Origin of the sequence: Citrobacter sp. BDA59-3 (genome assembly GCF_015167655.1) — a bacterium.
Classification (GTDB): domain Bacteria; phylum Pseudomonadota; class Gammaproteobacteria; order Enterobacterales; family Enterobacteriaceae; genus Phytobacter; species Phytobacter diazotrophicus.
Map to the genome: position 1 here is coordinate 391,426 of NZ_CP063427.1, position 12,632 is coordinate 404,057.

A 12,632-nucleotide genomic window follows, 5' to 3' on the forward strand; every position below is an offset into this window, starting at 1 on the left:
CCTTAGCTCAGAAACAGACCATATTCGTTACACAGCACTAGCTGTGCGGGTTCGTCTTCCAGAATGTCGTTAAAGCGATCTACCGGGTGCAGGAAGTGGTTGTCATGTTCGTCATCGTTGACCGACGACACTTCGCCGACCAGCACATCGCCGAAACCGGACTCGCCCCAAAAGCTGTGGTACAGACCGGGCGGCAGGCAAATGCTTTCCCCTGGTGAGAGGCGTAACTGGCTGCCCGCTGTATGTGTCTGGAGACAACCGTCGATAACTACGCTCACGTTGGTATACGTCGTCTCTTCATGCGCGCCGGCGTTCCACAGCTCAATAATCAGATTGCCGCCGCCACGGTTAATGATGTCTTCGCGTTTGCGCCAGTGAAAATGCATGGGTGTGACCTGCCCGTCGCGCACGTGCATGATTTTTTCCGCATAGCATTTGGCGTAAGGGGCGCCATTTGGCGAACCATTGCGCAGGGTGAAAAGGGTGAGCCCCTGGGTGTAAAAATTATCACCGCCGAAAGCGGTGACATCCCAACCCAGCTTTAAGTCGAAGACTTCGCGCCAGCTATCGTGATCAAGTTGATGCCATTTGGTTGGGGGAAAACTGGCGAAGGGCGGCAAGTGGACGTCGTGCATGGAAAAGAATTGCCGGGTATGGCCGAGGATTTCATTGATTTCGGAGCGTTTCATGGCTATCTCCTGATGGCATTTGAGCGCGTTGTGCCCCTCACCCTAACCCTCTCCCCACAGGGGCGAGGGGATGGTTTGCTCCCTCTCCCCACAGGGGCGAGGGGATGGTTTGCTCCCTCTCCCCTATGGGGAGAGGGCAGGGGCGAGGGGAAAAAACCGCACTTACTTAACCGTCCAGCCCTTATAGGTATTGACGTTTTTCTTGTCGATCATCGTCACCGGGATCAGCACAGGCTCTTTCGGCGCGGGTTTCCCCTGCAGAATGTCATAGCCGATTTCCACCGCTTTGGCCGCCATTACCTGGGGATCTTGCGCCGGGGTCGCGACAAACAGCGAGTTCTCGCGTTTCAACGCCTCTTCACCGTCCGGGCTGCCGTCCACGCCAACGATAAAGAACTCGTTACGTTGTGCCTGTTTAGCAGCCAGATCGGCGCCGATCGCCGTTGGATCGTTAATCGCAAACACACCGTCGATCTTCGGATTCGCGGCCAGCAGCGAGGTCATCACTTCCAGACCCCCTTCGCGGCTGCCTTTGGCGTTCTGGTTAGACGACAGCACTTTGATATCCGGGTGGCGCTTGAATTCGGTCTGGCAGCCTTCCACACGGTTCTGTACCGCAGAGACCGGCGGTCCGTTGATGATGACCACATTGCCTTTGCCTTTCAGACGGTCGGTAATGTACTTACAGGCCATCTCTCCGGCCTGGGTGTTATCCGAGGTAATAGTGGCATCTGCCCCTTCCGCCGCAACGTCAACGGCGACCACGACGATACCGGCATCTTTCGCGCGTTTGACCGCAGGCCCAATGCCTTTCGAATCCGCGGCGTTGAGGATAATCATGTCCACTTTGGCGGCGATAAAGTTATCGATTTGCGCCACCTGTTGGCCAAGGTCGTAGCCGCTGGAAACCAGCGTCACTTTCACCTTATCGCCCGCCAGTTTACGTGCTTCCAGCTCCGCCCCTTTGGTGATTTGCACGAAGAACGGGTTGGCAAGGTCGCCTACCGTTACCCCGATCGATTTCAGTTCTTTTGCCTGCGCAAATGGCGCTGCGGCAAGCAGTGCGCCAGCACAGAGCGCGGTGACTAACGGCTTCAAACGCATATTCTTTCCTCACGTAGGGTTTTCAGGGAAATCTTGTTGTTATGCACTTTGATGATGTCGGGTACGGTATTTGTCTATCAGCACCGCAATGATGATCACCGCCCCTTTGATCACCAGTTGCCAGAAGTAAGAAACGCCCATCAATGTCATGCCATTGTTCAGGGTGGCGATAATCAGCGCCCCGACCAGCGTACCGGTGATGGTGCCGATGCCGCCGACGAAACTGGTGCCGCCGAGGATGACCGCCGCGATGGCGTCTAGCTCGTAGCCCATACCAAGGTTACCGTTGGCGCTGTACAGACGAGACGCGCTCATCACCCCGCCAAGGCCAGACAGCAGGCCGCTCATGCCGTAGACAAACAGCAGTACCAGCCACACTTTGATACCGGTAAGACGCGCCGCCTGCATGTTGCCGCCGACGGCATAAATGTGCACGCCCAGGGTGGTACGACGCAGGATGAACCAGCAGACCACAATCACCGCCAGCGCAATCACCACCAGCCAGGGGATCGGTCCGAGATAGTTATTGCCGATCCACTCAAACCCGATACTGGAGTTAATGACCGTGGTGCCGTCCGCCAGCAGGTAAGCCGCGCCGCGCAGCGCCGTATAGGTGCCAAGCGTAACGATAAAGGGGGGAAGCCCGGCGAACGCGACCAGTACGCCGTTAAACAACCCCAGCACCAGACCGAGCATCAGCGCGGCGGGTACGGAAAGGAAAGCCAGTTCCGGGATCAGCGACACCACCATCGCCGCCACTGCCGTGGTGCCGAGGATGGACCCGACTGACAGGTCAATACCGCCGGTCAAAATGATGAAGGTCATCCCCGCCGCCAGCACGATGTTGATCGACGCCTGACGAGTGATATTCAGCAGGTTGCTTTCCGTAAAAAAGTTTGGTGCGATAAAGCCAAATACTGCGACGATCAGGATCAAGATTGGCAAGATGCCGACCGTTTGCATCAGATCGCCCATCAGCATTTTTTTCGCCGAGGCCGATTTCGCCACCTGTTGTGGCGTGGTGGCAGAGGTCTCTTTCGATTCAGTCATGGTGCACCGCCTGATGATGGGATTCGTTCACGCCGGTCGCCAGCGTCATGATGTTTTCCTGGGTAATACGTTCGCCTTCCAGTTCACCGGCGATACTGCCTTCATGCATCACATACACGCGGTCGCTCATACCGACCACCTCCGGTAACTCGCTGGAAATCATCAGAATGGCCACCCCTTTACGCGCCATCTGGCTCATGATGCGATAGATTTCGCTTTTGGCCCCGACATCGACGCCGCGTGTGGGCTCATCGAGAATCAGGATGCGCGGCCCGATGGCGACCCAGCGGGAGATCAGCAGTTTTTGCTGATTGCCGCCGGAAAGACCGCCCGCCCGCACCTGAGAGTGGGGCACGCGGATATTGAGTAACTTGATGGCGTCATCAGAGATGGATTGCGCTTTTTTGCGGTCGAGCAGGCCGTAACTGGCATCGCGTTCAATGGTCGCCATCGTGATGTTTTCCTGCGCGGCCAGCTCCAGAAACAACCCTTGTTCTTTGCGGTTTTCGGTGAGGAAGCCGATGCCTAAATCAATGGCGGCTCGCGGGGAGTGGATAACCACCGGTTCGCCATCGATTTCAATCACCCCGCCGGTAGCTTTACGCACGCCAAAAATCAGTTGTGCGAGCTCTGAACGGCCTGCACCCACCAGTCCGGCAAGGCCAACGATCTCTCCGGCACGTACCTGCAAGCTGACCGGCTGGATTTTTTTGCCGTCGGTGAGGTGATGAATGTTCAGACGGACATCGCCCCGTGGAATATCGCGTTCTTTATTGAAGAGATCGCTGAGCGGGCGGCCCACCATCATACGTACCAGTTCTGAGGCGTTGAGTTTGTCGCGGGTCAGGCTGCCCACATACTGACCATCACGCAGGACGCTAACCCGGTCGGAAAGTTCATACACTTCTGCCATGCGGTGGCTGATATAGATGATTGCCATCCCTTCGTCGCGCAGACGCATGATCAGTTCAAACAGGCGGTGTGTTTCACGAGAGGAGAGGGCGGCGGTGGGTTCATCCATCACCAGAATACGGCTGTTACGATGCAGGGCGCGGGCGATTTCGACCTGTTGCTGTTCGGCGATGGTCAGTTTCATCACCAGGTCGCTGGCTTTGAACTGAGCGCCGAGGCGGTCAATCACGCTTTGCGCCTGAGCGACCATGTCCCGGCGCTGAATTAGCCCACCGCGGGAAATCTCACTGCCAAGAAAGATATTTTCGGCGACGGTCAGATTGGGGGCTAACTGCATCTCCTGATAGATCAGCGTGATGCCAGCCGCCAGCGCGTCTTTTGGCCCTTTGATATTAAATGACTGTCCGTCAATTAATATCTCGCCGCTGGTGGCGGTGTATGCCCCCGCGAGGATCTTCATCAGGGTGCTTTTACCCGCGCCGTTTTCCCCCATCAGTGCGTGGATTTCGCCAGGATATACCGTCAGATCCACGCCTTTGAGCGCGTAAAACTTGCCAAACGCTTTGGCAATATTGCGCATCTCCAGAACCGGCGTCTTGCTCATGGCTTACTCCTGCAAGGGTTATCAATACTTGCAGTCCACCACGATGAAATAAATGCAGAATGACATTGGGCGTTCATATTTGTCATATTGCTGAATAGTTAACGAAGATCACAGTTACGCAACATAACTTCCTTCACCCTCACCCCAGCCCGCACCGAACAGTCCCCTCGCCCCTCCGGGGAGAGGGTTAGGGTGAGGGGAACACAGACAACGGAGCCCGCTATGCCCTATCGGCACAACTCTTTTTTCGCCAGCGCGCGCGGGCGGTTACTGTTCTTCAACCTGCTGGTGATGGCCGTGACCCTGATGGTTTGCGGCGTTGCGGTATTAGGGTTTCGCCATGCCAGCCAAATCCAGGAGCAGGTGCAGCAGCAGACGCTGGATGACATGACCGGCAGTATGAACCTTGCGCGTGATACGGCAAATGTCGCCACGGCGGCGGTGCGCCTTTCGCAGGTGGTCGGGGCGCTGGAATATAAGAGCGAAGCGGAACGGCTTAAGGCGACCCAAATGGCGCTGCAAAAATCGCTGGAACAACTCGCCCGTGCCCCGCTGGCCCAACTGGAACCACAACTGGTGGAGCGCATTACCTGGCGCAGCAATGAACTGGAACAGAGTGTGACGCAGATGCTGGAGCGTGGTCAGCGCCGCCATCTTGAACGTAATGCGCTACTCAGTTCGCTGTATCAGAACCAAAGTTATCTGCGCCATTTGCAGGCGTTTAACCAGCGCGATGGCATTGCGATTGGCGATCCCCGTTTACTGGGCGAAATGGACAGGCTACTGGCCGCTGCCATCCGTACCCCCTCGCCGCGCCCGACGATCCAGCAACTGATGGAGATCCGCGCACAGTTGCCAGAGCGCACCGACAGCCCGGTGGTGAATGGCATTTTGCAGGATTTCAACGATGAGCTGGCAAAGCTCGGCCCGCTGGCGGCGCAACTGGATGAGAGCGATCTGGCGATAAGCTGGTTTATGTTTCATATCAAAGCGCTGGTCGCCATTCTCAATACCGATATCAATCAGTACGTTGCCCAGGTGGCGCAGGCTTCTGAGCAACGGACCGCGCAAAGTCACAGTGAAATGCGCTCGATCATTATTTTTATCAGCGCCTTTGCCCTGCTGGCGCTGGTGATTACCGGGTTTGCTGGCTGGTATATCTACCGCAATCTGGGGTCGAATTTAACGGCGATTTCCCGTGCGATGTCTCGTCTGGCGCGCGGTGAGCCGGATGTTCCTGTACCAGCGCTGCAACGGCGCGATGAACTGGGCGAACTGGCGCGCGCCTTTAACGTCTTCGCCCGCAATACCGCCTCGCTTGAGCACACCTCTAAGTTGCTCAAAGAGAAAAGCACCCAACTGGAGACCACCTTCCATGCCATGCGTGACGGCTTTGCGCTGTTCGACAGCCAGGGCTGCCTGGTGGTGTGGAACCCGCAGTATCCGTTGCTGCTTGGCCTCTCTGCCGAGGCGCTGCAACGCGGGCAGCACTATCAGAGCCTGCTGCGTCAGGTGAGTGAGCTGCCGGACCATGTGCAGGAGAACCTCGCGCGACCCATGCCAAAACCGCAGGAGCTTCGTCTGGCGGATAACCGCACTATTGAGCTGCGATTTAGCCCGGTACCGGGGCGCGGAATGGTCAATGTCGTGCTGGACCGAACGGAACGTAAGGGCCTGGAAGAGGCGCTGTTGCACAGCCAGAAAATGAAAGCCGTCGGTCAGCTTACCGGCGGGCTGGCACACGATTTCAATAACTTACTGGCGGTCATTATCGGTAGCCTGGAACTGGTGAACCCGCAATCGCCGGATGCCCCGCGTATCTCCCGTGCGCTAAAAGCGGCTGAGCGTGGGGCGATGCTGACCCAGCGTTTGCTGGCCTTCTCGCGTAAGCAATCTCTGCACCCTCATGCAGTGGAGATGCAGCCGCTGCTGGAGAACTTAAGCGAGCTGATGCGTCATTCTCTTCCTGCCACGTTGACGCTGGAGATTGAGGCTCAGCAACCGGCCTGGCCTGCATGGATTGATGTTGGCCAACTGGAAAACGCCATCATCAATCTGGTAATGAACGCGCGGGATGCGATGGAAGGGCAGAAAGGGACAATCAAGATCCGTACATGGAACCAGCGTGTGACGCGCAGCGACGGACGCAGACAGGATATGGTGGTACTGGAAGTGATCGACAGAGGTTGCGGCATGTCCGGGGAGGTGAAGGCCCGCGTCTTCGAGCCGTTCTTCACCACCAAGCAGACCGGCAGCGGCAGCGGCCTGGGGCTGTCGATGGTTTACGGCTTTGTGCGCCAGTCCGGTGGACGGGTGGCTATTGATAGTGCGCCAGGCCAGGGAACCACGGTACGTTTACAACTTCCACGCGCGTCGGTACAGGTCATCAGCCCGGTCGAGCAGGCGCCCGCACAGGAAGCTGACCGTACTGATAAGTTAATCCTGGTGCTGGAGGATGAAGCGGATGTACGACAAACCCTCTGCGAACAGTTACATGGGTTAGGGTATTTAACGCTGGAGGCGGAGTGCGGTGAACAGGCGATGGCGCTGCTGGCGGCATCGGAGGATATCGGCATGCTGATTAGCGACCTGATGCTGCCGGGGCAGATGAGTGGCGCGGAAGTGATTAATTTCGCCCGTCAGCACTACCCGCATTTGCCGCTGTTACTGATTAGCGGACAGGATTTACGCCCGGCGCATAACCCTGCGCTACCGGATGTTGAACTGTTGCGAAAACCCTTTACCCGCGTGCAACTGGCACAGGCGCTGCGACGGATTGCGGCGTAGCGGCCATTGACGCGCCCCTGAACACTGGGACTATGTGGCGAGGCCAAGTATCGGGGGAACTATCTCTTCGAGCAGCGCGATCAACGCAGGGTCCATGTAGCGGTAGTCATCGGGGATATCGAGAACGTGAAGCGGTTTATTGTCGATGATACGACGATAGTCGGCCATTAAGCGGTTTTTATGTTTCTGCTCCATCACACAGATAACATCTGCCCACTGCAACCCTTCGGCACAGACCGTTTTTTGGTATTACGACTGGTCCCGGCAGAACGGACGTTAAGCCCGGGATAACGGCGGAACACCTGTTCCGCCGTGGGGCTGCGCCATTGATTACGACTACATATGAAAAGGACGTTCATTGGCAAACAGATACTCTTCCAGGCCGCGCCTCGCCCTTTGTTGACGGGGTACGCGTGGATACTCAATCCCCAGTTGTGCGGCCCGCGCTACTTTTTCAGAACGCAGATACAGCATCTTCCAGTTTTTTTCGCCACGAAAACGTAAAAGCGCGGTGTGAACATCACGGGATTTATTGCGCCGCTTTTGGGCACGGCGCCAGTCCCGGCTACGGGGTGTTTCCATTGCTTTTTCTCTTCTTCGATTGATCGGGTTCAGCAGCCGCGATAATACGGAGAGAGCAAACAGCGAAATTCTATTCCATTTCGTTATGGCGCGCGATAGCAATTAATGAACTTGTCATTTTACTCAAATATGTTGCGTCACATAACAGGGAAAAGTATCAGTCGAAATAATTCATATTCTATTAATCAATATCCTTTAAGATTTTATCGATTTATTCTTCCTGGCTGAAAATAATAATATGTAGCCGCGATTTTTTTGTAGCTGCACCTATACTTACCTGTTTGCAATGTAATTGAAAAATCAGAGATCTGAAAAAATTATGGATAATAAGATCGTCGCTATTGAGCAGCATGATACAGCGGTAAATCTGCATGGCCTTATGCAGGTGTTAAGTAAACATCTTTACTCCACGCCCATGGTTGCGTTGCGTGAGCTTGTACAGAATGCGCATGATGCGATAGTCCGGCGCAGGCTGGAGGAGGTTGATTCTTCCTTCACGCCTGAAATTCGGGTTACCGGCAACCCGCAGAATAAAACGATTACCATTTATGACTCGGGTGCGGGCCTGACAAAACAAGAAATCCATGAATTCCTGGCAACGGTCGGCATCGGCTATACGCGGCAATTGCGCCAGGAGGATGATGATACCGGCCTCATCGGTATGTTCGGTCTGGGTTTCTTATCTTCTTTCGTGCTGGCACAACAGGTTGTTGTCCATACCACGTCCTGGAAAACGCCGCAGGAAGGTTGGGTTTATCGTTCCGATAACGGCGAGACGTATCGCATCGAATCTGCCCTGCCCAGGGAGCCTGGCTTTACGGTCACTCTCAACCTTAAAGATGAGTTCAGCTACCTGGCGGATAATCCGCTGCTGGAAACGCTGCTTGGCCGCTACTGCGTGTTGATGCGTGAACCGCTGTTTGTGGGGCAATCGGAGACGGCGGTCAACCATCTTTCGCCACCCTGGCGCCGTGACTCCGACCCGGCAGTCGTACTCCATCCGGGGCTTCGGCAGAAGCAGAACATTGAATTTGCCAGCCGGTTTGAACGCACTTTTACCCCTATTTGCACCATCGATATCACCCCTTCTGGCAAAAGCGATGTGGTCGGCATTCTCTGGATCCAGGATGGCGCGACTTATGGCACCAGCGATAACCGTAATTTGTCGCTCTTTTTGCGTGGCATGCTGCTCGACGATCAGGCACACGACCTGCTGCCACTGTGGGCCGGTTTTGTTGGCGGCGTCGTGGAGTCCAACGTCCTGACACCCACGGCGAATCGGGAAGATTTACAACGTGATGACGCCTATTTCGCAACCCAGCATGCATTAGCCGAAGGGTTAATTAAAGGGCTGGGTGAACTGGCGAAAAACCAGCCGGCTATCTGGCGGCGTGTGCTGCTTCGTCATAATGAAGCGCTGTTAGGTGCAGCGATCTGCGACGAAAGGCTGTTTGATCTGCTCAAAGATGATTTGCTCATTCCGACCTCGAAAGGCGAGATTCCGGTTCGCAGTCTGCGCCAGCAAAATACGCTACTGGTGATGCCGGGAGAAGAGAGTTCTTTCGAAGAGATGCTATTTCGCCTCTCCGGGCGCCCCGTCGCGCTGGGGCATCGTTATGCCGTTATACCGTTTCTTCGCCGTTGGGCCACGCTCTATTCAGCGCGGTTAATTGAAATTGGCACCACGGGCGGCAACCAGTCTTTGTTCTCCTGCCATGAAATTAGCCAACAGGAAGAGCAGTGGTGGCGTGAACAACTGGCCGATGATGAAGAGAGCGTTATTTCACGATTTGAGCCCGCGGTGCTCCCCTTTGTGGTGGTACCGAATCGCGAAGTGGAATTAAAACAGCGGCTGGAACAGGATGACGCCGACCGACGTATGAGTACTGCGGCGCTGATGCTGGCACGGCAGTTTACTCAACGGATCAGCGAACAGTCCGATAAACAGCTCTATATTAATTTTAATAATCCGGCCATCAAGGCGCTTTCTGCTTCCTGGCAAAACGGGAAAAACACTGACGTTGCCTGTCAGTTATTGAAAAGCATGAAGGTCATCTTATCTTTTCAATTACAACGTTCGGGACCCAATGATTTTCATCAGGCGCTGGATAATATTAACCAGATAATAATGACGCAATTTCTTGCAAATAAAGGGGAGCAATAAAATGGATATATGGCAATGGTATAACCAATATGAAAGGGATCTTCACGCTGCAGGCCAACCCTATATTACCGATCATTTGAATAAATTGATTAACGCCATTTGTGACGTTAAGCCCGATGTGAGCGAAGCGTTACTGCCGGAAGCGCGATCATTTAAGAAAACGGCCGGCAATCCCTGGCTTGAGGTCTTTATCGGTCACTGGGAGATGCGCCACCGGCTGGGAATGGGCGAAGGCGAGACAGCGCTGGGGGATGCGGTGACCTTCTTTGAGCGTGCCCATCAGCCGGATGCGATTGATTGCCCGCAATCCGTTTGCGTGACGCAGGATCTCAGCGATTGCTACGGCAATATCGACGGTCCGGGCTGGGCGGATGAACGTATTGCCGTGTGTCAGGAAACGATGGCGCGGATTACGCCGTTATGGAGCTGCTTCCAGTGCTTATCGGACGAGCAATTCTGTGCCATGGTCGATAAAGGCGAGAAGCAGCAGGCGCTGGATTACATTCGGGGGCAGATAAAGAAAGTGCGTGATGCAGGGGAACCTGATGTCACTGGCCTGCTGGAAAACGAAGCCGAAGCATTGATCTATTTGGGGCGCTATGAAGAAGCGCTGGCGGTGATTGAACCCCTCTGCGAACCGGAAGAACTGGAAGGCAGCGCCGAACAGATACGGCTTACCCGAATGATGATCCGCGCTGAGGCCTATGCCTGTATGGGGCGGCTGGATGATGCCTGCAATAGCCTTATCCACTGGAAGCAACTGCAAACGCGCGGCGTCGTCCGCTGGGTGAGGATCATTGACCAGCTTTGCCGCCACGATGCCTCTTACAACAACTGGCAGACGGGCGTCTCATTACAGCAAATCCTTGAACAGCGTATCGCCCGGCAGGCCTGGCGGGCTGCAATAGATACCGCAATTGTACATATTCGTCTGGCGCTGGCGCGCAATGCGACCTGGATTGCCCGCCGGGCGTTAGGTCAGGCAAAAGCCTGTTTGCCGCGTTTACGTAAACAGATGGGGGCTGACCGCGTTCTGGCCGATCTTGAACGTGAGATTGCTGGCATGGAAAAAGAGGTGCTGCTCCCGGTTCCTGCCCATGAGCTGTATGACTGGCTTGACGAGCGCAGCAAACAAAATGAGGCGCGTGACCCTGAACAGGAAGCGGAGTGGCTGAAACTGGCGGCCATGCAGTTGCCTGATAATGAACAACTGGTTGCGCTGGCGTCATCCGCTCTGGAGGCGTGCCATGCTGCTGATGAAGCCATCGCGCTGCTGCAAACCTGGCGGTCACGCCATCCACACACTGAATCTCCTCTTCTGTTCGAGTTGCTGGGTGTGCTGTTGCGTACGCGGCGGTTCGATGAGGTTTTAACCCTCGCTAAGGACTATCACGAGACGCTCCCCCATGTCGCGTACTGGTTCGAAATGCAGGTAGCCTTTGGCAATGAGGATTGGGCAGCGCTGGAATCCCTGAGTGAGTCGATGCTCGCGACGCCAGAAGGCAGCACTAAGATCGCACCGCTGTTAATGGCGAGCCGCGCGGCAATGAAACTGCGCGCCAGCGAGCGGGCTATCCCACGTCTTCAGCGCGCTATTGCGATGCTTGAGGAACAAGAACAAGAGACAAACAATGTTCTGTGGGATCTGATCACCGCGGCGAGTATTCAGCAGGAGTGGGCGCTGGTGCGCGAGGCCGGAACGAAGCTGGGGATGAAATTCGACAGCGAAGATGGCCCCATTGAAGAAAACTGGGGAGCGGTACGGCTACGTTTCCGGGAAGAGCACGACTACGTTTACTACCTTGCTCAGCGTACCGGGCCTGCGACGGCCAGAGTCTTCCAGCCAGCCTGGCCGAAAGCGCAGCAGCATTTAGGCGACAGCGTAGTATTTGATGTCGAACTGCTCAATACCCCTCCGGAAGATGAAGCCGAGCGGGAGTATTTTATCGGTCTTTATGACGCTGTCGAAATCATTGAAGAGGGTGAGTATGCCCCATCATGGTTTGTTGATGGCGTTTATCCGGGCGAGGAGCTGTTTGGTCAGTTTGAGAATAAAGTGCGCGAGTTGGGTGGGCAAGTATGGGTGAGTAGCGAAGGCGATTATGAAATAATCGACCGCGAAAATCCTCAAGAGCCGCTGCCTGGCGTGTACTTTAATCTGGCTACGCCGCTATCGATGCTGCCGCAGGAAGTGGACAGTATGTTGCTCACGCTCACACGGGACTGGCCGCATCCGGTGCACTGGCTTGGCGTTGCTATTAAAGGCGGGCTGGATGAACAGCGTCACCGGCAGATTATTGACCGCTACGGTTTGTAAACTGTTACCCGGCGTAGTTTGAGATTCCTCCGCTACTCGTGAGAACAGCGCTTGATTAACGTAAAGCCAGCCCACTGTTGAGACTGGCTTTATGAAACGTTACGCAACCCTGCTGTTTATCAGCGCACTCTCTCTTACCAGCCAAATCGCCCGTGCTGATATTGTCGATGACGCCATCGGCAATATTCAGCGGGCAATTAATGATGCGTATCACCCCAGCGATAGCCGCGATGACGATGATCGGCAGTATGATGACGATCGCCGTCGAAGCGACGAGCAGAGCAGACGCTATGAAGACCGGCGCAGACAGCTTGAAGACCGACGCCGCCAGTTAGATGACCGGCAGCGCCAGCTCGATCAGGAGCGTCGCCAACTGGACGACGAAGAGCGCCGACTGGAAGATGAGTTCTAATTCGCAGGCGC

General features: G+C 55.4%; 9 protein-coding genes and 1 pseudogene. 4 read left to right on the top strand and 6 right to left on the bottom strand.

What is annotated here, in order from left to right:
* Positions 1-2: 2 nt before the first annotated feature.
* The 4 genes from IP582_RS01835 to IP582_RS01850 all read right to left on the bottom strand — a co-directional run bounded on the left by IP582_RS01835 (position 3) and on the right by IP582_RS01850 (position 4,359).
* Positions 3-689 carry a D-lyxose/D-mannose family sugar isomerase gene (locus IP582_RS01835; protein WP_193794915.1) on the bottom strand — a complete coding sequence of 229 codons (687 nt, stop codon included), beginning with the start codon at positions 687-689 and terminating at the stop codon, positions 3-5.
* 162 nt (positions 690-851) lie between these two features.
* Positions 852-1,793: an ABC transporter substrate-binding protein gene (locus tag IP582_RS01840; RefSeq protein ID WP_193794916.1), complete on the bottom strand. Its 942-nt coding sequence runs from the start codon at positions 1,791-1,793 to the stop codon at positions 852-854.
* Between the two features lie 39 nt (positions 1,794-1,832).
* Entirely contained in the window at positions 1,833-2,843 is a 1,011-nt protein-coding gene (locus IP582_RS01845; protein ID WP_039077869.1) for a ribose ABC transporter permease, read from the bottom strand.
* On the bottom strand, positions 2,836-4,359 hold the full coding sequence (locus IP582_RS01850; protein ID WP_193794917.1) for a sugar ABC transporter ATP-binding protein: 1,524 nt from the start codon (positions 4,357-4,359) through the stop codon (positions 2,836-2,838). Before IP582_RS01850 ends, IP582_RS01845 begins: the two co-directional genes overlap by 8 nt.
* A gap of 222 nt (positions 4,360-4,581) precedes the next feature.
* Between IP582_RS01850 and IP582_RS01855 the strand changes: the two genes are divergently transcribed.
* A complete protein-coding gene (locus IP582_RS01855) occupies positions 4,582-7,146 on the top strand; it encodes an ATP-binding protein (RefSeq protein ID WP_193794918.1) in 2,565 nt (854 codons plus the stop codon).
* Between the two features lie 30 nt (positions 7,147-7,176).
* Here IP582_RS01855 and IP582_RS25240 read toward each other — a convergent pair.
* Positions 7,177-7,505: pseudogene (locus IP582_RS25240) on the bottom strand (low molecular weight protein tyrosine phosphatase family protein).
* Positions 7,483-7,728: a hypothetical protein gene (locus tag IP582_RS01870; protein WP_193794920.1), complete on the bottom strand. Its 246-nt coding sequence runs from the start codon at positions 7,726-7,728 to the stop codon at positions 7,483-7,485. The pseudogene IP582_RS25240 and the gene IP582_RS01870 overlap by 23 nt, the downstream one beginning before the upstream one ends.
* Before the next feature lie 319 nt (positions 7,729-8,047).
* On the opposite strand from IP582_RS01870, the gene IP582_RS01875 reads away from it, so the two are divergent.
* The 3 genes from IP582_RS01875 (at position 8,048) to yjdP (ending at position 12,621) form a co-directional block, all read left to right on the top strand.
* On the top strand, positions 8,048-9,892 hold the full coding sequence (locus tag IP582_RS01875; protein WP_193794921.1) for an ATP-binding protein: 1,845 nt from the start codon (positions 8,048-8,050) through the stop codon (positions 9,890-9,892).
* 1 nt (position 9,893) lies between these two features.
* Entirely contained in the window at positions 9,894-12,209 is a 2,316-nt protein-coding gene (locus IP582_RS01880; protein WP_193794922.1) for a hypothetical protein, read from the top strand.
* 91 nt (positions 12,210-12,300) lie between these two features.
* Positions 12,301-12,621, top strand: a complete 321-nt coding sequence (gene yjdP / locus IP582_RS01885; RefSeq protein WP_039077862.1) for a DDRRRQL repeat protein YjdP — start codon at positions 12,301-12,303, stop codon at positions 12,619-12,621.
* Positions 12,622-12,632 lie beyond the last annotated feature (11 nt).